At 64.3% G+C, this 21,218-nt stretch carries 12 protein-coding genes; 10 read left to right on the forward strand and 2 right to left on the reverse strand.

Annotated elements, in window-relative coordinates:
- Positions 1–172: 172 nt before the first annotated feature.
- Complete coding sequence (locus tag AC1DYW_RS32405; RefSeq protein ID WP_095085854.1) at positions 173–517, forward strand: RidA family protein; 345 nt, start codon at positions 173–175, stop codon at positions 515–517.
- Between the two features lie 178 nt (positions 518–695).
- On the opposite strand, the gene hutC is transcribed toward AC1DYW_RS32405, so the two are convergent.
- Entirely contained in the window at positions 696–1,436 is a 741-nt protein-coding gene (hutC, locus tag AC1DYW_RS32410) for a histidine utilization repressor (RefSeq protein WP_477228892.1), read from the reverse strand.
- Positions 1,433–2,785: a formimidoylglutamate deiminase gene (locus tag AC1DYW_RS32415; RefSeq protein ID WP_477228893.1), complete on the reverse strand. Its 1,353-nt coding sequence runs from the start codon at positions 2,783–2,785 to the stop codon at positions 1,433–1,435. The genes hutC and AC1DYW_RS32415 overlap by 4 nt, the downstream gene beginning before the upstream one ends.
- A 98-nt stretch (positions 2,786–2,883) precedes the next feature.
- On the opposite strand from AC1DYW_RS32415, the gene hutI reads away from it, so the two are divergent.
- The 9 genes from hutI to AC1DYW_RS32460 all read left to right on the forward strand — a co-directional run bounded on the left by hutI (position 2,884) and on the right by AC1DYW_RS32460 (position 21,187).
- Positions 2,884–4,119 (forward strand): imidazolonepropionase, encoded by a 1,236-nt coding sequence (hutI, locus tag AC1DYW_RS32420; RefSeq protein WP_457152812.1) that lies wholly within the window; start codon positions 2,884–2,886, stop codon positions 4,117–4,119.
- The gene (gene hutH, locus AC1DYW_RS32425; RefSeq protein WP_457152813.1) at positions 4,116–5,654 is read left to right on the forward strand and encodes a histidine ammonia-lyase; all 1,539 of its coding nucleotides are present in this window, start codon (positions 4,116–4,118) and stop codon (positions 5,652–5,654) included. The genes hutI and hutH overlap by 4 nt, the downstream gene beginning before the upstream one ends.
- 1 nt (position 5,655) lies before the next feature.
- The gene (gene hutG / locus AC1DYW_RS32430; protein ID WP_477228894.1) at positions 5,656–6,468 is read left to right on the forward strand and encodes an N-formylglutamate deformylase; all 813 of its coding nucleotides are present in this window, start codon (positions 5,656–5,658) and stop codon (positions 6,466–6,468) included.
- Positions 6,469–6,491: 23 nt separating this feature from the next.
- Complete coding sequence (locus AC1DYW_RS32435; RefSeq protein ID WP_095085839.1) at positions 6,492–6,866, forward strand: hypothetical protein; 375 nt, start codon at positions 6,492–6,494, stop codon at positions 6,864–6,866.
- The gene (gene hutU, locus AC1DYW_RS32440) at positions 6,863–8,536 is read left to right on the forward strand and encodes a urocanate hydratase (protein ID WP_477228895.1); all 1,674 of its coding nucleotides are present in this window, start codon (positions 6,863–6,865) and stop codon (positions 8,534–8,536) included. The genes AC1DYW_RS32435 and hutU overlap by 4 nt, the downstream gene beginning before the upstream one ends.
- Positions 8,537–8,547: 11 nt before the next feature.
- Positions 8,548–9,135, forward strand: coding sequence for a HutD/Ves family protein (locus AC1DYW_RS32445; protein ID WP_457152816.1), 588 nt, complete (start codon positions 8,548–8,550; stop codon positions 9,133–9,135).
- A gap of 267 nt (positions 9,136–9,402) precedes the next feature.
- Positions 9,403–17,985 (forward strand): glycoside hydrolase family 94 protein, encoded by an 8,583-nt coding sequence (locus tag AC1DYW_RS32450; protein ID WP_477228896.1) that lies wholly within the window; start codon positions 9,403–9,405, stop codon positions 17,983–17,985.
- Positions 17,986–18,499: 514 nt separating this feature from the next.
- Positions 18,500–20,281: a glucan ABC transporter ATP-binding protein/ permease gene (locus AC1DYW_RS32455; protein ID WP_095085827.1), complete on the forward strand. Its 1,782-nt coding sequence runs from the start codon at positions 18,500–18,502 to the stop codon at positions 20,279–20,281.
- A 153-nt stretch (positions 20,282–20,434) separates the two neighbouring features.
- Positions 20,435–21,187: a heme ABC transporter permease gene (locus AC1DYW_RS32460; RefSeq protein ID WP_477228897.1), complete on the forward strand. Its 753-nt coding sequence runs from the start codon at positions 20,435–20,437 to the stop codon at positions 21,185–21,187.
- Positions 21,188–21,218 lie beyond the last annotated feature (31 nt).

Here is a 21,218-nt window from a genome sequence, read left to right on the forward strand (position 1 = left end):
ACATTAGTCAACAAGCCAGTCGGGCGGAATTGCGACTGCCGGGTCAACTTGCCGTGTGTGGACATCACACGCCCTTGGCCCAAAGGGATTTGCCAAGGGATTTGACTGGGCGACCTTGCCCGAAGCCGGCCGCAACTTTAAAGAAGCGCGACCACAAAGGAAGGAACCTCCCATGAGCATTCGTCGCATCGATGTTGGCCCGCGCATGAGCCCGATCGTCATTCACGGCAATACCGTCTATCTGGCCGGCCAGGTTGGTCAGCCGGGCGGCAACGTCGCGTCGCAGACCAGGGATGTCCTGGCGACCATCGACGGACTGCTGGCCAAGGCCGGCTCGGACAAGACCAAGATCCTGCAGGCGATCATCTGGCTGGCCGACATGAGCACCTTTGCCGAGATGAACGCGGAATGGGACAAGTGGGTGCCGCAAGGCAATACGCCCGCCCGTGCCACCGGCGAAGCAAAGCTCGCCGGACCGGAATATCTGGTCGAGATCATTATTACCGCAGCGGTTTGAGGCGCAGCGCTGGCGAATTCAGCGCGCCAGTGGCGCGCTGAAAGGCGGGCGAACGCCGGGAGGCTGCCGTAGGCAGCGGGGATCCGGGCTTGCTCGACTGCCTCCGCTATGGCTCCAGGCGTTCGGCGTTCGAAATGCCAAATCGTTGGCTTTTCGCCAGCCTTCAACTGGACACACCTCACCCCTGCGACGGCCTGAATCGCGCCACCAGCGTGTGGCTGTCGGCGGGGTAGGTGAAGCGCACATAAGTGACCGGGTGTTCGGCGCTCCATGTCCGCCGCTCGACCACCAGGCAGGGCGCGCCGGCCGCGATGTCGAGTGCCGCCGCGACCTGCTTGTCGGCGCCGACCGCACGAATGCGGTGCTCGGCTTCGCTCCACGGCACGCGGCCGATCAGCCACGGGCTCGGCGCGATGGTCAGGAATTCCTCGTCTGATGCTTCCGGCACGGCGGTCAGGTTGATCAGCCGCTGCTCGTGCGCGAACGGCCGCTTGCCGGCGAAATGCCGGCATTCCAATGCCAGCACCGGCCCGGCGGCACCAAGCTCCAGCAAGGCGCGATCCTCGGCGTCGCTGCGCCTTTTGTGCCGTGTCACGCGCTCGTAGCGATAAAGCAGGCCGAGCGCTTCGACCTCGACCCGGATGTCATGGATCTCCAGCACCGCAGCCTGCGACTGCGGCTGGCGGACAAAGCTGCCTGAGCGGCGCCGCCGCTCGATTAGCCCCGCCTTGGCAAGCTGCGACAGCGCCTTGTTCACTGTCATGCGCGAGCAATTGTATTGCGCGCTCAGTTCATGCTCGAACGGGATGCGATGGCCGGGCGCCCAGGCGCCGGACAGGATCTTTTCGCTGATGTCGGACAGGATGCGCTGGTGCAGCGAGACGCCGCCTTCCGCATCCGCCGTCTCGATCATGCTCATGCCGAAAGCGCCGTCATCACGCTGCGAAACCGCTCGGCGATGGCCTCGCGCCTTGCATGCCGGCCGCCGCTGACCTGTTTATTGCCATGCACCCAGACGCAGTCGACCTTGCTGCCATTGGCGAAGATCCAGGCATCGAGGATCGCGTCACCGGTCTTGCCGGCCAGCGAGGGGTGATTGCCGTCGAGAGAGACGAGATCGGCGGATGCACCGGCGGCGATTTGCGAGGCGCCGGCCCCAAGGGCGACGCTGCCGCCGTCGAGCGCGGCCTCGAACAGCGCGCGTCCGGTCGAGCCGCCGGCCACCGCCAGCACATTGCGGGCGCGGTGCGCGAGGCGCTGCGAATATTCGAGCTGCCGCAGCTCGTCGGGCAGGCCGATCAGCACATTGGAATCGGAGCCGACGCCGGAGCGGCCGCCATGCTCCCCGAACAGCGGCGCTGCAAAAGTGCCATCGCCAAGATTGGCCTCGGTGATCGGGCAAAGGCCGGCGATAGCGCCGCTCTTCGCCATCCCGACCGTTTCCGCATCGGTCATGTGCGTGGCGTGGATGAGACACCAGCGTTGGTCCACCTTCGCGTTGGCCAGCAGGAATTCGACTGGTCGCGCGCCCGACCAGGCAAGACAGTCCTCGACTTCCTTCACCTGCTCGGCGACATGGATATGGATCGGCCCATCCGGCGCCATGGCGGCCACCTCAGTCAATTCGTCCGCTGTCGCGGCGCGCAAACTGTGCGGAGCGACGCCGACAACAGCTTGATTCAAAGTGCGAACGCATTCCCGGCTTTTCTCAAGAAGCCTGGAGAAGCGATTCACATCGTTGGTGAAACGCCGTTGGCCTTCGTTAGGCGCAGCGCCTCCGAAAGAAGAGTGCGCGTAGAACACCGGCAGCAGCGTCAAGCCGATGCCGGTTTCGCCGGCCGCCGCCGCGATGCGCTCGGCCATCTCGGCAGGGTTGGAATAGGGTTGTCCGTCGCGGTCGTGATGCAGATAGTGAAATTCGCCGACGCGTGAAAAGCCGGCCTCCAGCATCTCGACATAGAGCTGCGCGGCAACCGCCTCGACCTGGTCGGGCGTCATGGACAGGGCGAAGCGATACATCACCTCGCGCCAGCTCCAGAAACTGTCGGCGGAGGGCCCGCGAAGCTCGGCCAATCCGGCCATGCCGCGCTGGAAGGCATGGCTGTGCAAATTGGGCATACCGGGCAGCAGGATCGCATGGCGTTCGTCGCCGGCCACGGTGGTCGCACCCGGCTCGACAGTTGTTATGCGTCCCTTGGCCAAGGTGATCCGCACATTGCTGTGCCAGCCATTGGGAAGGAGCGCCTGTTCCGCGAAGATGTCAGTCACTTTTCTCTCCGGTTCCCTGTCTCATATGCGATGATGGCACTTGCAGTGCGTTTCAATATGTATATACATAATCGCCACCGATTGAAACGGAAAAGATGATGGCTGCAGAGAGCAAAAGCCGGGCAGGGGGTCTTCGTCTATGGCGCAATGCGCGCCTGGCGACCATGGCCGAGGGAGCCGCCGGACTTGGCGTCGTCGAACACGGCGCGGTCGCGGTTCGTGATGGCCGCATTGTCTATGCCGGCCCTGAATCGGGCATGCCCACAGCGCTTGCCCAAAATGTCGAGACGATCGATTGCGAGCAGCGCTGGATCACGCCCGGCCTGATCGACTGCCATACCCATCTGGTCCATGCCGGCAATCGCGCCAATGAATTTGAGATGAGGCTCGCCGGCGCCACATATGAAGAGGTCGCCAGGGCCGGCGGCGGCATTGTCTCTTCGGTCAAATCCTTGCGTGCCGCCGGCGAAGACGATCTGGTCGCGCAATCGCTGCCGCGCCTCGATGCGCTGATCGCCGAGGGCGTGACGACGGTAGAAGTAAAGTCGGGCTATGGGCTCGATCTGGAAAACGAAATGAAGTCGCTGCGCGCCGCGCGGCGGTTGGGCGGTGAGCGGCCGGTGACGATCCGCACGACCTTCCTTGGCGCCCATGCGTTGCCGCCGGAAGCCAAAGGCGACAAGGACGCCTTTATCGATCTGGTCGCAAGAGAAATTCTCCCGGCGGTCGCCGCCGAGGGGCTGGCCGATGCCGTCGACGGGTTTTGCGAAGGCATTGCCTTTTCTCCGGAGCAGATGGCGCTCGTGTTCGATGCCGCCAAGGCGGCAGGCTTGCCGGTCAAGCTCCACGCAGACCAGCTCTCCAACCTGCATGGCGCCGAACTCGCCGCCCGCTATGGTGCGCTGTCGGCCGATCATCTCGAATACACAGACGAGGCAGGCGCCGTGGCCATGGCGAAGGCGGGAACCGTGGCGACGATCCTGCCCGGTGCCTACTATTTCATTCGCGAGACCAAGAAGCCGCCGGTGAGCCTGTTCCGCCAGCACGGCGTCAGAATGGCGGTCGCCACCGACAACAATCCCGGCACCTCGCCGCTGACCTCGCTGCTTTTGACTATGAACATGGCGGCGACCCTGTTCGGCCTGACGGTCGATGAATGCCTGGCCGGCGTTACCCGCGAGGCCGCCCGCGCGCTCGGCCTGCTGGGAGAGACCGGCACGCTCGAAACCGGCAAATCCGCCGATCTGGCGATCTGGAACATCGAGCGCCCCGCTGAACTCGTCTACCGCATGGGCTTCAACCCGCTGCATGCCCGCATCTGGAGAGGACAATGACCGAACTGACCCTGAAGCCCGGCAATGCGACGCTGGCCGACTGGCGCGCCATCTACCGTGGCGCCGTGCCCAAGCTTGACGATGCCTGCCAGCCAAAAATCAAGGCGAGCGCCGAGGCGGTCGCCAGGATCGTCGCCAAGGGCGAGCCGGTCTATGGCATCAACACCGGCTTCGGCAAACTGGCCAGCGTCCGCATCCCCGCCGCGGACCTCGAGACCTTGCAGCGCAACATCGTGCTGTCGCATGCCGCCGGCGTCGGCGAGCCGATGCCGGTCGCTGTTTGCCGGCTGATGATGGCGCTGAAGTTGGCCAGCCTGGCGCAGGGCGCCTCCGGCGTGCGGCCGCAGACCATCGAGTTGCTTGAAGCGATGCTTGCCAACGACGTCATCCCGGTGGTGCCGGCGCAAGGCTCCGTCGGCGCCTCCGGCGACCTTGCCCCCCTGTCGCACATGACGGCGGTGATGATCGGCGTCGGCGAATGCTTTACCCCGCATGGCCGTTTCCCGGCCAAGGTCGCCTTCGTCTCGCACGGGTTGGAGCCAGTGACATTGGGCGCCAAGGAAGGCCTGGCACTGCTCAACGGCACGCAATTCTCGACGGCCTATGCGCTGGCTGCATTGTTCGAGGCCGAAGTGCTCTACCAGTCGGCGCTGGTCGCCGGCGCCTTGTCGACCGATGCGGCAAAGGGCTCCGACGCGCCCTTCGATCCGCGCATCCATCAACTGAGAAAGCATCGCGGCCAGATCGAGACGGCGGATGCGCTGCGCAATCTGATGGCCGGCAGTGCCATCCGTGAATCACACCGCGTGGGCGACGAGCGCGTGCAGGATCCCTATTGCCTGCGCTGCCAGCCGCAGGTGATGGGTGCGGCACTCACCGTCCTGCGTCAGGCGGCGGACACGCTGGGCACCGAGGCCAATGGCGTCACCGACAATCCGCTGATTTTCGCCGAGGACGATACCGCACTTTCCGGCGGTAATTTTCATGCTGAGCCGGTGGCCTTTGCCGCCGACATGATCGCGCTGGCCGTCTGCGAGATCGGCTCGCTGTCGGAGCGGCGCATCGCCATGCTGGTCGACCCCGCGCTGTCGGGCATGCCGGCGTTCCTGACGCCCAAGCCCGGCTTGAATTCCGGTTTCATGATCCCGCAGGTGACGGCGGCGGCGCTCGTTTCCGAGAACAAGCAGAAAGCCTATCCGGCCAGCGTCGATTCCATCCCGACCTCGGCCAACCAGGAAGACCACGTTTCGATGGCAGCGCATGGCGCGCGCCGGCTGATCGGCATGGTCGAGAATGCGACGGCGGTGATCGGCATCGAGTTGCTGGCCGCAGCGCAAGGCTGCGATTTCCATGCGCCACTGGCATCGAGCAATGCCCTGGAAGCGGTGCGCAAGCTGGTCCGGGCCGAGGTGCCGCATCTCGACAATGACCGCCACTTCCATCCTGATATGGAAAAAGCCATCGCCATGGTGCGCAGCGGCGCGACCGTCAAGGCGGCCGGCGCGGTAACACTGCCTTCGATCTCGGGAGCCTGAGATGACCGACTGGCTTACAGTGACGGAAGGCACGGCACCTCTGCTGGTGTCGATCCCGCATACCGGCATCGATCTCGTCGGCATCGACAACCGGCTGGTCTCGCCCTGGCTCGGTCGCCGCGACTGCGACTGGTGGATCGACCAGCTCTACGATTTCGCCGCCGGCCTTGGCGCGACAGTCGTGCATACGTCGATCTCGCGCACCGTCATCGACGTCAACCGCGATCCCTCCGGCGCCTCGCTCTATCCCGGGCAGACGACGACGACGCTTTGCCCGACAGAGACTTTCGACGGCGATCCGCTTTACCTGCCCGGCGAGGAACCGACGCCGGCGGAAATCAGCCAGCGCTATCAGTCATATTTCGCGCCCTACCATGAAATGCTCGGGTTTCAGGCGACCAGGCTGCGCGGCCTGCATCCGAAGGTTGTCATCTATGATTGCCACTCGATCCGCTCGGTTCTCCCGCGTCTGTTCTATGGCACGCTGCCGGTGTTCAATCTCGGCACCAATGACGGCCAGACCGCCGATCCGGTGCTGCAGGGCCTGGTCGGCCAGATCATGGCCGAAAGCGGCGACAGCTACGTCATCAACGGCCGTTTCAAGGGTGGCTGGATCACGCGCTACTTCGGCAATCCGCAAGGCGGCTTCCATGCGCTGCAGATGGAACTTGCCGATCGCGGCTACTTGCATGAGCCCGAGGGCAAAGGTGAACCGGACAATTGGCCGGTGCCCTATGATGCCGCGTTCGCCGCACCCATGGCTGCGAAGCTGAAGAAGATTCTCGAGACCGCGATCACCTGGGCGCAGAGCTGACATCGAAACATCGGGAGGATGTCATGAACCGCCATGCCAGGATCGGCTTTCTCGCCATTCTGTTCGCAGCGACGCTGGTTTTCGGCGCGTCAGCCGATGAGGTGAAGATGAAGGGCGCCAATATCCTCGCCACCTTGAAAGGCGCGCATGTCGAAGGGCCGGACTGGACACAGAGTTTCGACGACGGCGGAGCCACCATCTACACAAAAGGCGGCACCCAGTCTCCCGGGCGTTGGGATGTTCGTGGCGACCAGTACTGCTCGCTATGGCCGCCTTCGGATGTCTGGGCCTGCTACGCCATGACCATCGATACTTCCGACCCTGCCCATGAGCAGGTCACCTGGATCAGTGCTGACGGCCACCGCAACGCCGCGCACCTCATTCGAAAGGGACAATGATGAACAATCCTCGCCACAACATCCGCGAAGTCCGCAGCCCGCGCGGCACGGAAATCAGCGCCCGCTCCTGGTTGACGGAGGCGCCGCTGCGCATGCTGATGAACAATCTCGACCCGGACGTCGCCGAAAACCCCAACGAGTTGGTTGTCTATGGCGGCATCGGCCGGGCGGCGCGCACCTGGAACGACTTTGACCGCATCGTCGCCTCGTTGAGGACGTTGGCCGATGACGAGACCTTGCTTGTGCAGTCGGGCAAGCCGGTCGGCGTCTTCCGCACCCATCCCGACGCGCCGCGCGTGCTGATCGCCAACTCCAACCTGGTGCCGCACTGGGCGACATGGGAAAAGTTCAACGAGCTCGATAAGAAGGGTCTGATGATGTACGGCCAGATGACGGCCGGCTCGTGGATCTACATCGGCACGCAAGGCATCGTGCAGGGCACCTACGAGACCTTCGTCGAGGCCGGCCGCCAGCACTATGGCGGCAATCTCAAGGGCAAGTGGATCCTGACCGGCGGCCTCGGCGGCATGGGCGGCGCCCAGCCGCTCGCCGCAGTTATGGCCGGCGCCTGCTGCCTGGCCATCGAATGCAACCCGGATTCGATCGATTTCCGCCTGCGCACCCGCTATGTCGACGACAAGGCCGAGACGCTCGACGAGGCGATGGCGATGATCGAGCGCTGGACCAAGGCAGGCGAGGCGAAGTCGGTAGGCCTGCTCGGCAATACAGCCGAGATCGTTCCAGAAATGTTCAGGCGCGGCATTCGCCCTGATATGGTCACCGACCAGACCTCGGCCCACGACCCCATCAACGGCTACCTGCCCAAGGGCTGGACGATGGCTGAGTGGCGTGAGAAGCGCGTCAGCGACCCGAAGGCAGTTGAAAAAGCCGCCCGCGCCTCGATGCGCGAACATGTCGAGGCGATGGTGGCGTTCTGGAATGCCGGCGTGCCGACGCTCGACTACGGCAACAACATCCGCCAGGTGGCCAAGGAGGAGGGGTTCGAGAACGCCTTTGCCTTCCCCGGCTTCGTGCCGGCCTATATCCGTCCGCTGTTTTGCCGCGGCATCGGCCCGTTCCGCTGGGCGGCCCTGTCGGGCGATCCCGAGGATATCTACAAGACCGACGCAAAGGTTCGCGAACTGACGCCCGGCAACACCCATCTGCACAACTGGCTCGACATGGCGCGCGAGCGCATCGCCTTCCAGGGCCTGCCGGCGCGCATCTGCTGGGTTGGTCTTGGCGACCGGCACAGGCTCGGCCTCGCCTTCAACGAGATGGTGGCCAAGGGCGAGCTCAAGGCGCCTGTCGTCATCGGCCGCGACCATCTCGATTCCGGCTCAGTCGCCTCGCCGAACCGCGAGACGGAATCAATGAAGGACGGCTCGGACGCGGTGTCCGACTGGCCGCTGCTCAACGCGCTGCTCAACACCGCATCTGGCGCCACCTGGGTATCGTTGCACCATGGCGGTGGTGTCGGCATGGGCTTCTCACAGCACGCCGGCATGGTCATCGTCGCCGACGGTACGCGTGAGGCGGCTAGGCGCCTCGAGCGGGTGTTGTGGAACGACCCGGCGACCGGCGTCATGCGCCACGCCGATGCCGGCTACGACATCGCAGTCGAATGCGCGAGGGAGCACCAGCTCAACCTGCCCGGCATTCTCGGGTGATGGACTGACTGATGCGCGTCCTGCGGGCAGCCGGATACAAGTCCATGCCGTGGAAGAACGGCGGCGGGGTGACTACCGAGGTCGCCGTCTCGCCTGCCGACGCCGGGCTAAATGACTTCGACTGGCGCGTCTCGATGGCGCGCGTCGAAGGCAGCGGTCCGTTCTCGCAATTTGCCGGTATCGATCGCACGCTTGCAGTGCTCGAAGGCGAGGGCATCGTGCTGGATGTTGCTGGCCGCCCGCCGATATCAGTCACTGGGGCGACCGCCCCACTTTCCTTTCCGGCTGACGTGGCGACCGCGGCCGCGCTGATCGGCGGGCCGATCACCGATCTCAATGTCATGACCCGCCGCAGCCGGATGACGCATTCGGTCGAACGCCTTATGGTTTCGAACCCTGTGGAAATCAGGACCGGGACCGGGACGACCCTCGTCCTGTGTTTGAACGGCGAAGTCACCGTGCCCGGCACCGAGCCGGTCCACCTCGGGCCGCTCGACACGCTGCTGCCCGGCCCGGACACCGCCAGCCTCTTTATCCAGCCCGTCCAGGAGACGACGCTGTTCGTGATCCGGATCGGCGGCATCTCCGGCAACGATTAACGCTTGTTTCCAAACATGATCGCGATGCCGGCGAAATATAGCGTAAGCTATCGGCGGCATCACGAAAAAGCCTGAATCCTCCCCGTCGATCGAGCTTGACGGGAGAAGGGGCGCTCGTCTTGGAATTTTTGCTGAGAGATAACGCCCTGTCGTGGTGCGGAAACAAACTTTCAGCAAGTGGGATTATGCAACCAATTGCATTTGAATCGGTTTTAGGGCCATTGCCGTGGCGGTGACGCCGCTCAGTGTCCGCATACGGAATTTTCAATGAATATTCAGACGACCCCTGCCCAGATCGAGAAGACGAGCGCGAGCTTCCCAGGCATCACGGAAGAGCCGATCCGATCCAATTTCCTACCCGAAGAGCGTCTTCGCCTGCTTGGCGAAAGCCTGGCAAAAGGCGATCTCACCGATCTGTTCGGCCTGACGCCGTTCGACTTTCAGGCCCGCATCCGCGACAGCGCCAAGAAGATCTTGGAAGTCTACCGCTCGACCAATGCCGCGCAGGCGAGGGGCGAGACGATCACGCCGGCGGCGCAGTGGCTGCTCGACAACAATTATCTGGTCGAAGAAACCATTTTCCAGGTCAAGCGCGATCTGCCGCGCCGCTTCTACCGCCAGCTGCCCAGCCTGAAACTGCCCGAGGGCGGCAGCGTGCCGCGCGCGCTGGCGCTGGCCTGGACCTATGTGGCGCATTCGGACAGTTCCGTCTCGGCGACGATGTTCAAGTCCATCGTCCAGGGCTTCCAGTCGCTCGAGCCGCTGAAGATCGGCGAACTCTGGGCGCTGCCGTCGCTTCTGCGCTTCGTCCTGATCGAAAATCTCCGCCGGCTGGCGGTCAGGGTCAACCGCACCCGCCAGATGCGCCAGATCGCCAACGATGTCGCCGACAAGGTTCTGTCGACCGACGACAGCCCGGACCGGCAGGCGATCCTGTCCAAATTCAGCGCTCATGCGCAGGACACCACCTTCGCCACCCAGCTGCTCTATCGCTTGCGCGATGGATCGCAGAATGCCGGCAAGGCCCTGGAATGGCTCGAAGGCGAGCTCGAAAAGACCGGCTCCGACGCCGAGGAAATCATCATTTCCGAACATCACACGCTGTCCAGCGGCAATGTGACGACCGGAAACATCATCCGCGGCCTGCGCCTCATCAACGACGTCGACTGGACGGTGTGGTTCGAAGGCGTCAGCCGCATCGACACCGTGCTGCGCGAGCGCACCGATTTCGCCGCGCTCGACTTCTTCTCGCGTGACCAGTACCGGACCGCGATCGAGGAACTGGCGCGCCGCTCGGACCTTTCGGAATATCGCGTCGCCGAGAAGGCCATTGAACTGGCCGATCACGCCGCCACCGAGACCCTATCGGGCGATGATGAAGGCTCTGCCGCCCAAGTTGCATCCGCCCACACCGATGTCGGTTTCTTCCTCGTCGGTCCGCGCCGGCTGGAACTGGAGAAGGCGATCGGCTATCGGCCGACCATCAGCCAGACGGTCAAGCGCACCTTCCGCAAGACCGGATGGCTTGGCATCGTCGTACCGGTATTTGCGCTGACGGCCCTGCTTCTCGTGCTCACCGGCAACGCGCTGGCCAATCTCGGCCTGTCGGTGCCGTCAATCGTCGTGATGTTGGCGCTGTTTGCCGTACCGGCCAGCGAGGGCGCGCTCGCCTTCTTCAACACCGTCGTATCGCTGTTCCTGAAACCGACGCGCCTCGTTGGCTATGATTACAGGCACGGCGTGCCGCCTGAGGCGCGCACCCTGGTGGTGGTGCCGTCGCTGATCGGCTCACGCGACGACGTCGAGGAAAACATCCGCAACATCGAGGTGCATCATCTCGCGAACACGGCGGATGAAATCTATTTCGCGCTGCTTTCGGACTGGCCCGACAGCAAGACCGAAATCGATGCGGCCGATACCGAGATCCTCGAATTCGCCCGCGCCGAGATCGCTCGTCTCAACGCCCGCTATCCCTCCGAAGGCACGCCGCGTTTCTACATCCTGCACCGGCGCCGGCTCTTCAATGCGGCGCAGGGTTCCTGGATGGGCTGGGAGCGCAAGCGCGGCAAGCTGCATGAACTCGACCTTCTGCTGCGCGGCGACAGCGACACCACATTCCTGCCGCTCGACGTGCCGCTGCCCGAGAACGTCGTCCATGTGATGACGCTCGATGCCGACACGCGCACAACCCGCGACGCGGTCGCGACCCTGGTCGGCAAGCTCTGCCATCCGCTCAACCGTCCGCATTTCGATGCTACCAGGCGTGTTGTCACGGCCGGCTATGCCATCCTGCAGCCGCGCATCACCGCGTCGCTGACCAGTGGCGACGATGCGTCGTTTTTCCAGCGGGTGTTCTCGGCCAATCGCGGCCTCGACCCTTATGTCTTTGCCGTCTCCGATCTCTATCAGGATGTCTTCGGCGACGGGTCCTTCACCGGCAAGGGCCTTTATCACGTCGATGCTTTCGAGGCCGCACTACAGGGCCGCATCGAGGAAAACACCATCCTAAGCCACGATCTGCTGGAAGGCGCGCTGGCGCGCTCGGCGCTGGTCACCGACGTCGAACTGGTCGAGGACTATCCGATCCGTTATTCAGTCGACGCATCGCGCCACCATCGCTGGGCACGCGGCGACTGGCAGCTTCTCGGCTTCATGCTCGATCCGCGCTCCGGCGTGCCGGCTCTGTCGCGCTGGAAGATGGTCGACAATCTGCGCCGCTCGCTGACGCCGATCTTCTGGGTCATGGCCGCGATCGCCGGCTGGACGCTGCTGCCCTTCACGCAGGCCGCCCAATGGCAGGCCCTGCTGATCCTCAGCCTGTTCATGGCCCCGACGTTCGACATCGTCAACGCCATCCTGCCCAAGAGCGGCGACCAGACGCCGCGCGGCCATTTCTCGGCCCTGGCGCGAGACGTCGCCTTCGGCACCGCCATGGTGGCGCTGAAGATCGTGCTGATGGCGCACAACGCCTGGATGATGGGCGACGCCATCATCCGCACGATTTACCGGCTCTTCGTCAGCCGCCAGAACCTGCTGGAATGGCGCACCGCCTCGCAGGCGCACAAGGCGGGCGACAACGATGTCGGCTCCTATTACGGCATGATGTATGGCGCCGTGATCATCGGCTTCGTCGGCCTCGCCATTCCGGTGCTGGCCGATTCCACTGGCGCCTTCGTCGCCTTCTTCTTCGCCCTGTTCTGGATCGCTTCGCCGGCCATCGCCAGCTGGATCAGCCGTTCGGCCGAAACCGAGGATCGCTTGCGCATATCGCAAGCCGATATCCACGCACTGCGTACGGTGGCGCGGCGCACCTGGCATTATTTCGAAAGCTTCGTGACGGCCGAGCACCACAATCTGCCGCCGGACAATTTCCAGGAAAGCCCGGCGCCGGTCGTGGCGCCGCGCACCTCGCCGACCAATATCGGCGTCTATCTGCTGTCCGTCGTCTCTGCCCGCGACTTCGGCTGGATCAGTCTGTCCGACGCCATCACCCGCATCGACGCCACCATGACGACGATCGAAGGCATGCCGCGCGACCGTGGCCATCTCTTCAACTGGTATGACACGACGACGCTGAAGCCGCTCTACCCGCTCTACATTTCGGCTGTCGACAGCGGCAATCTGGCCGGCCATTTGGTGGCGGTTGCGGCGGCATGCGCCGAATGGGCGGAAGCGCCCTCGGTCCATCTCCAGGGCGATTTCGAAGGCATTCTGGACACGGTGACCATCCTCAGCGAGAGCCTCGACGAACTGCCCGACGACCGCCGACAGCTGCGACCCTTGCGCCAGCGCCTCGTCGACCGTCTCGACGGTATGCGGCGCGCGGTCGACACCATCAAGGCGCAGCCGGAAATGGCGTCGATCCGCACCATCAATCTGGCCGTGCTGGCCGGCGAGATCCGCAAGCTCGCCACCGCCATCCACACCGAGGCGGCGTCGGCCCAGAGCGACGTCATCGTCGACTGGGCGGCCAGGCTCGAGGCCACCTGCGAGGCGCATGTCCATGATGCGCATAGCGACGACAACGCCGTCGAGGCGCTGCGCGCCAAGCTGCTCACCTTGCGCGAGCGCACGCGCCGCTTCGCCTTCGAGATGGATTTCTCCTTCCTGATGCGGCCCGAACGCAAGCTGCTGTCGATCGGCTACCGGGTCGAGGAACACCAGCTCGATGAAAGCTGCTACGACCTTATGGCTTCCGAGGCGCGGCTGACCAGCCTGTTCGCCATCGCCAAGGGTGACCTGCCGACCGAGCACTGGTTCCGGCTTGGCCGGCCGATCGTCGAGATCGGTTTCAAGGGCGCGCTGATGTCCTGGTCCGGCTCGATGTTCGAATACCTCATGCCGCCGCTGGTGATGAAGGAGCCGCAAGGCAGCATTCTCAACCAGACCAGCAAGCTGATCATCAAGCGGCAAATCCAGTATGGCCGCCAGAAGAACGTGCCGTGGGGCATTTCGGAAGCGGCCTACAACGCCCGCGACCGCGAACTGACTTACCAGTACACCAATTTCGGCGTGCCCGGGCTCGGCCTGAAGCGCGGCCTTGGCCAGAACACGGTGATCGCGCCCTACGCCACCGTGCTCGCGGCACAGTTCAACCCGCGCGAAGCCGTGCAGAATCTCGCCAGGCTGCGGGAGATCGGCGCGCTTGGCCGCCACGGTTACTACGACGCCGTCGACTTCACGCCGCAGCGCGTGCCGGAAGGCACCGATCATGTCGTCGTGCAGAACTACATGGCCCACCATTCGGGCATGTCGATCGTGGCCGTCGCCGACGCCATCTTCGAAGGCCGCATGCGCGATCGCTTCCACAGTGACCCGGTCATCGAATCGGCTGAACTGCTGCTGCAGGAGAGGGCGCCGCGCGACATCCCGACCGCGACCGTCAGGACCGAGGCCGACGAGCGCTCCAAGGACGAGACGGAAGTCGAGAGCCCCGACACCCGCATCGTGCTCGATCCGTTGCGGTCGCTGCGGTCGACCAGTGTGATGTCGAACGGCCGGTATTCGGTGATGGTCACCGCGACCGGCTCGGGCTACAGCCGCTGGGGCGATCTCTCCATCACCCGCTGGCAGCCGGATCCGACCGAGGACCGGCTCGGCTCCTACATATTCCTGCGGGACGCAGGCACCGGCGATTGGTGGTCCGCTACAGCCGAGCCGAAGCGTGCGGCCGAGGAGAAGGCGCAGACCTTGTTCTCCGACGACAAGGCAAGCTTCGTCAAATCGGTGGGCACGTTGCGCTCCGAAGTCGAATGCATCGTCATCTCGGAAGGCAATGGCGAGGGCCGTCGGGTCACGCTCTACAATGACGGGCCGTCCGACCGTCACATTGAAGTCACCTCCTTTGCCGAACTGGTGCTCGGCCTGGAGGCGTCGGACAACGCGCATCCGGCTTTCTCGAAGATGTTCGTGGAAACCGAAATCGCATCGAACAACGCGCAGATCTTTGCGACGCGGCGCAAGCGGGAGACCAGCGAGCCCGATATCGCCATGGTGCATTTCGTCACCGATCCGTCCGGATCGGCGCGCGATGCCGAAGCCGAGACCGACCGGCGCGCCTTCATCGGCCGCGGCCGCACCATCGTCGACGCCGCCGCCTTCGACCCCGGCGCCAGGCTTGGCGGCCATTCGGGCTTTACGCTCGATCCCGTCGCAGCGCTGCGCCGCCAGGTGCGCGTGCCTGCCAACAAGAAGATATCGCTGACCTTCTGGACCGTCGTCGGCGCCAGCCGCGCCGAACTGGAAGAGGCCCTTGCCCGGCTTGACCATCCTGAGAGTTTTGCCCGCCAGGCCATGCTCGCCTGGACGCGAAGCCAGGTGCAGACCCGCCATATGGGCCTCAGCCTGACCGATGCCGCCAATGTGCAGAAACTGGCGCGCTATCTGATCTATCCGGATCCGTTCCTGCGTCTTCCGGCCGAATCCATCGCCACGGGGCTGGGCAAGCAGTCGAGCCTGTGGCCGACCAGCATTTCGGGTGATTTCCCGATCTTCCTGGTCAGGATCGGCGACGTCGCCGATCTCGAAATCGTCGCCCAGGCGCTGCGTTTCCAGGAATACATGCGCACCCGCGGCATGATGATCGACTTCGTCGTCGTCAACGAGCAGGCGTCGTCCTATGTCCAGGACCTGCAGCGGGCCGTGGAGACGCTGTGCGAAAACAGCCGACTGCGCGGCAAGGAACTCGGGCCTCGCCAGCACATTTTCGCGGTGCGCCGCGACCTGATGGACGAGATCACCTACAAGACGCTGCTCGCTGTCGCGCGCGTCGTCCTGCACACGCGCAACGGCACCATCTTCGACCAGATCGAGCGGGCCGAGGCGGCCGCCCTGCAGGCGCGCGACGCCCTGCAGCCGGCAGCATTGGCGGTCGCGCGCGAATTGCCGTCGCCGGTGCCCGTGATGCACGCCTCGCAGGCCGTGGCGGATGTCAGCGCCGATGGAAGCGGCCTCAGCCAATGGAATGGTTTTGGCGGTTTCGACGGCGACGGGCGGCACTATGTCGTGCGCCTGGCTGGCCGGCGCACCACGCCGCAGCCATGGATCAACGTCGTCTCCAACGCTTCGTTCGGCTTCCACACCTCCGCCGAGGGTGCCGCCTTCACCTGGAGCCGCAACAGCCGTGACTACCAGCTGACGCCGTGGTCGAACGATCCGGTCTCGAACCGGCCGGGCGAGGGCGTGTACATCTACGATCAGGCCAGCGGCAAGGCGTTCTCGCCGCTCGCCGCCGTGGTACGCGACCCCTCGATGACCTACGAGGCCTGGCACGGCCAGGGTTTCTCGACCTTCCGTTCGAGGCGCGGGCCGTTGTCGATGGACCTCACCCATGTCGTCGACCCGATCGACCCGGTGAAGATCTCGCGGCTGCGTATCCAGAATTCGGGCTCGGCGCCGGCGCGGCTTCGTGTCTACGCCTATGCCGAATGGGTGCTCGGCGGGCATCGGTCGCGCACGGCCGCAACCATCGTCCCGTCTCGCGACGCTGCCACCGGTGCGTTGCTGGCGCAAAACCCCTACGGGCTCGATTTCAGCGAGCGGGTGGCTTTCCTTGCCGCCGACGGCGGCGTCCATTCGGTGACCACCGACCGTTCGGAGTTCCTCGGACGGCATGGCTCCAGCGAGCTCCCACAGGCGGTGCTGAGCGGCGCGGCGTTGTCGGGCCGTGTCGAGGCCGGAGACGACCCTTGCGCGGCGATTGCCCGCGACATCGAGATCCCGGCCGGCGGAGACGTGACGCTGCTCTGGCTGCTCGGCGATGCCGAGACCGTCGAGGAGGCCAGCGCCCTGGTGCAGGAGCATCGGGTCAAGGACTTCGACCGGAGGCTTGCCGACAACGAGCGCGAATGGCGCGGCTTCCTCGACACCATCCAGGTCGATACGCCGGACAAGGCGCTCGACGCCATGGTCAACCACTGGCTGCCCTACCAGAGCCTCGCCTGCCGCATCCGCGCCCGCTCCGCCTTCTACCAGGCAAGCGGTGCGTTCGGCTTCCGCGACCAGTTGCAGGACACGCTGGCATTGCTGGCGCATGATCCGCAACTGGCACGCGACCAGATCCTCAATGCGGCGCGGCGGCAGTTCCCCGAAGGCGACGTGCAGCATTGGTGGCTGCCGCGCACCGGGGCTGGCGTGCGCACCATGATTTCCGATGACGTGGTCTGGCTGGCCCACGCCACGGCGCGCTATTTGCTGGTCACCGGCGATGCCACCATCCTGAAGCAGCAACTGCCATTCATCGATGGACAGGCGCTGGGCGAGGGCGAGCACGATGCCTTCTTCACCCCGGAGATTCTGAAGAAGACGGCGTCGCTCTACGACCATTGCGCCCGGGCGCTCGATCTTGCCATCAAGCGCAGCAGTCCCGCCGGGCTGCCGCTGATCCTCGGCGGCGACTGGAACGACGGCATGAACCGCGTCGGCGAACACGGCAAGGGCGAGAGCGTCTGGCTCGGCTGGTTCCTGCTGAAGACGCTGGGCGACTTCGCCGCAATTGCCAAGACCGAAGGCGATGCCAAGCACGCGCAAGCCTGGGCAAAGCATGCCGATGCGCTGAAGCGGGCGCTTGAAAGCACGGCATGGGATGGCGAATGGTACAGGCGCGGCAGCTTCGACGACGGCACGCCGCTCGGGTCGCGGTCCTCGCAGGAGTGCAAGATCGACTCGATCGCCCAGTCCTGGAGCGTGCTTTCGGGAGAGGGCGATCCGGCTCGGTCGACGACGGCGATGGAGCAGGCGACCAAACTCCTCGTCGACGACAAGCTCAAGATCGTCAAGCTGTTCACGCCGCCGTTCTCGAAGACGGACAAGGAACCGGGTTACATCAAGAGCTATCCGCCCGGTGTCCGCGAAAATGGCGGCCAGTACACCCACGCCGCCACGTGGTTCGTCATCGCGCTCGCCGAAATGGGGCGGACCGACGAGGCCTATCGCTGTTTCTCGATGCTGAACCCGGTCAACCACGCAACCGACGAGGCCTCGGCCGAGCACTATCGCGTCGAGCCCTATGTGGTGGCGGCTGACATCTACGCCGGGGACGACAAAGGCGGCCGTGGCGGCTGGACCTGGTACACCGGCTCGGCCGGCTGGCTCTACAGGGCTGCGGTCGAAGGGATCCTCGGCATCGAACGGCGCGGCAAGCGTGTTCAGTTCAAGCCAAGACTCCCCCGCCATTGGGATGGTTACTCGGCAACCCTCAAGATGCTGGGGGCCGAACTCAAGGTTCGCGTCGTCCGCGACAATAAGGCCAAGGCGATTTCGTTGGAGCTGAATGGGGTTAAGACCAAGGTTTCGGCGGTCGAACTGAAGGATGGCGAAGTTACCGACGTCGTCATCAGGATCCCGGCCTGAGGCATTTTGCCCAGAAAGCGTGCTCTCGGGCTCAAGAGCCCGGGGGCGGTTTTCGGGACCACGACAAGGCTAAAGGCGCCATGCCACCCTGCGTTGCCATCGCCTTGGGTGAAGGGCATGCCGATGAAAAGAACATAAAATCAAAGGCTTGACGCCAAGTGCATACGCCGCCCAGGCTGGCTGGGCTTGGCACCTCGTCGCCTTTGGCGGGCGCGAGGCCGCATTTGTTTGGCGCTATACTGTGTAGAAGGCGATTTCGGCATTGGTCATCCGCCAGACATCGTTGTTGATTAAATTTGTGGCAGCACGTGCCAACTGCCATGATTTCGCCGCATGCCTGACATTTTACCTGTCTTCTCAAACCGTTAGGTGATCACGGCAGATTTCGGAACGTCGCCATCTTTTGTTCGCGAATTGGGAACTGAAGAGGTACACGGCCATTGTTTTGCGACGTATCAACCGATACGAGTCAAATGATGCAGTGCACAATAAACAGCATGGCGGAGTAACTGGGGTGACCCTTCTGCAAATCTACTGGCGAGCGCTCGGTTATCTGGCCGCAGACAGGAAACGCGTCGCGTTGATCTGTTCGGCCAACGTCGCTCTCGCGATCATCGCTATTCTCGAGCCGATCATGTTCGGACGAGTGATCGATGCGATTTCCGAACGCGGTTCGGTGTTTGCCACGCTTGCCCTGTGGGCGGGCCTCGGCGCCTTCAACATCGTGGCCTTCGTCCTGGTGGCGCGCGGTGCCGATCGCTTTGCCCACAAGCGGCGCAGCGAGGTGCTTTGCCAGTCGTTCGAGCGCGTGATCACGATGCCGCTTGCCTGGCATCACCAGCGCGGCACCTCCAATGCCCTGCACACCCTGTTGCGCGCGGTCGAGACGCTGTTCAGCCTGTGGCTTGAATTCATGCGTCAGCACCTGTCGACGGCAGTCGCGCTGTTCCTGCTGATCCCGACCGCGATCAGCATGGACCTGCGCATGTCGATGGTGCTGTTGGCGCTCGGCGTGCTCTATGTCGGCATCGGCCGGCTGGTGATGAAGCGGACCAAGGAAGGTCAGGCCGCGGTTGAGCGCCATTACCACAAGGTTTTCGCGCATGTGACCGACTCGGTCTCCAACGTCGCCGTGCTGCAGAGCTACAACCGCCTCGGCCACGAGGCAGACACGCTGCGCCGCTATGTCAAGAACCTGCTCGACGCGCAGAACCCGGTGCTCGACTGGTGGGCGATGGCCAATGCGCTGCACCGTCTGTCGTCGACGATTTCGATGATGGTGGTGCTGTTGATTGGCGCCTATCTGGTCACCCATGGCCAGCTGCGCATCGGCGACGTCATCGCATTCACCGGCTTTGCCACGCTGCTGATCGCCAGGCTCGACCAGATGTCGGCTTTCGCCAACCAGATTTCGGAGGCCCGTGCCAAGCTCGAGGACTTCTACCACCTCGAGGATTCCGCGGCCGACGCCGCCGAGCCGGACGGGTTGCGCGATCTCACCAACGTCACCGGCCATGTTCGCTTTGAGAATGTCGGCTTCGAATTCGCCAATTCGGGCCAGGGTATCGACGACGTGTCGTTCGAGGTCCAGGCCGGTCAGACGGTCGCCATCGTCGGCCCGACGGGGGCCGGCAAGACCACGCTCATCAATCTGCTGCAGCGCGTCTTCTCGCCGTCCCATGGCCGTATCCTGGTCGACGGCATCGACACCCGGAGCGTGACCCGCAAGTCGCTGCGTCATTCGATCGCCACCGTGTTCCAGGACGCGGGCCTGCTCAACCGCTCGATCGAGGACAACATCCGCGTCGGCCGGGCTGACGCGACCAATGACGAGGTCCATGCAGCAGCCACCGCGGCTGCCGCGCAGGACTTCATCCTGTCCAAGAGCAATGGCTATGACACGCTGGTCGGCGAACGTGGCGGCCAGCTGTCAGGTGGCGAGCGCCAGCGCATCGCCATTGCCCGCGCCGTGCTGAAGGATGCCCCTATCCTGGTGCTCGACGAGGCGACCAGCGCCCTCGACGTCGAGACCGAGGATCGGGTCAAGGAAGCGATCGACGAATTGCGGCGCGACCGCACCACCTTCATCATCGCCCACCGCCTGACCACCGTTCGCGACGCCGATCTGGTCGTGTTCATGGACAAGGGCAGGGTGGTCGAGATGGGCGGCTTCGCCGAACTGTCGATGCGCAATGGCCGCTTTGCCAGCCTGCTGCGCGCCGGCGGCCTGCTCAACGACGAGGAGGTTCGCCGCCTCAGCCGCACCGTGCAGCAACAGCAGGAAGCCGCCGCCTGATTTCGTTCTTTACCTCCCCCTTGTGGGGAGGTCGGACCGAAGGTCCGGGTGTGGCCTCCTCCGCTGCTTCGCAGTGCCCTCCATGCAAGGGAGGCAGCCTGCGACACCACCGCTCGATTGCCCCAAGCGCACGAGCGGTCTATGTAGATCCGCATGAGCGACGCGACTTCACGCCTGACCGGCTGGATGGATCTTGCCAACCCGACGCGCTTTGTCGGGCTGGCAGACAGGGTCGTGCCATGGCTGGCGTCCATCGCCGCACTGGTCCTTGCCGTCGGGCTCTATATGAGTTTCGCCGCGCCTGAGGATTTCCAGCAAGGCATTACCGTTCGCATCATGTACATCCACGTGCCTTTCGCCTGGCTCGCCATGATGTGCTACACGCTGATGGCGGTCTCCGCACTTGGCACTCTGGTCTGGCGGCATCCGCTGGCCGATGTGGCGCTGAAATCAGCGGCCCCCATAGGCGCCGTCTTTACGGCGCTGGCGCTGATCACCGGCTCGATCTGGGGCAAGCCGATGTGGGGCACCTGGTGGGTCTGGGATGCGCGGCTGACCTCGGTCTTCGTGCTGTTCCTGATGTATCTCGGCATCATCGCGCTGACCCGCGCGCTCGACGATGCCGGACGCGCCGCCTGGGCCGCCGCCATCATCACCCTGGTCGGCTTCATCAACATCCCGATCATCAAATTCTCGGTCGACTGGTGGAACACGCTGCACCAGCCGGCCTCGGTGTTCCGGCTCGGCGGGCCGACCATCGACCCCAGCCTGCTGTGGCCGCTGCTGGTGATGGCCGTCGGCTTCACGGTGCTGTTCTTCGCTCTGCACCTGATGGCGATGCGCACGGAAATTCGCCGCCGCCGGGTTATTGCCATGCGGCGTGTGGCGGCACGACAGGCTAGCTGACGACCGGCGAGTTCTCAAAAAATCTTGCTGC

This window comes from Mesorhizobium sp. P2_D5 (genome assembly GCF_056404355.1).

What these genes read in the sequence shown, in the direction of transcription:
- hutC (WP_477228892.1), bottom strand. Translation starts at nt 1,436, where the DNA reads ATGAGCATGATCGAGACGGCGGATGCGGAAGGCGGCGTCTCGCTGCAC.
- AC1DYW_RS32445 (WP_457152816.1), top strand. Translation starts at nt 8,548, where the DNA reads ATGCGCGTCCTGCGGGCAGCCGGATACAAGTCCATGCCGTGGAAGAAC.
- AC1DYW_RS32460 (WP_477228897.1), top strand. Translation starts at nt 20,435, where the DNA reads ATGAGCGACGCGACTTCACGCCTGACCGGCTGGATGGATCTTGCCAAC.
- AC1DYW_RS32450 (WP_477228896.1), top strand. Translation starts at nt 9,403, where the DNA reads ATGAATATTCAGACGACCCCTGCCCAGATCGAGAAGACGAGCGCGAGC.
- hutU (WP_477228895.1), top strand. Translation starts at nt 6,863, where the DNA reads ATGATGAACAATCCTCGCCACAACATCCGCGAAGTCCGCAGCCCGCGC.
- hutH (WP_457152813.1), top strand. Translation starts at nt 4,116, where the DNA reads ATGACCGAACTGACCCTGAAGCCCGGCAATGCGACGCTGGCCGACTGG.
- AC1DYW_RS32405 (WP_095085854.1), top strand. Translation starts at nt 173, where the DNA reads ATGAGCATTCGTCGCATCGATGTTGGCCCGCGCATGAGCCCGATCGTC.
- hutI (WP_457152812.1), top strand. Translation starts at nt 2,884, where the DNA reads ATGGCTGCAGAGAGCAAAAGCCGGGCAGGGGGTCTTCGTCTATGGCGC.
- AC1DYW_RS32435 (WP_095085839.1), top strand. Translation starts at nt 6,492, where the DNA reads ATGAACCGCCATGCCAGGATCGGCTTTCTCGCCATTCTGTTCGCAGCG.
- hutG (WP_477228894.1), top strand. Translation starts at nt 5,656, where the DNA reads ATGACCGACTGGCTTACAGTGACGGAAGGCACGGCACCTCTGCTGGTG.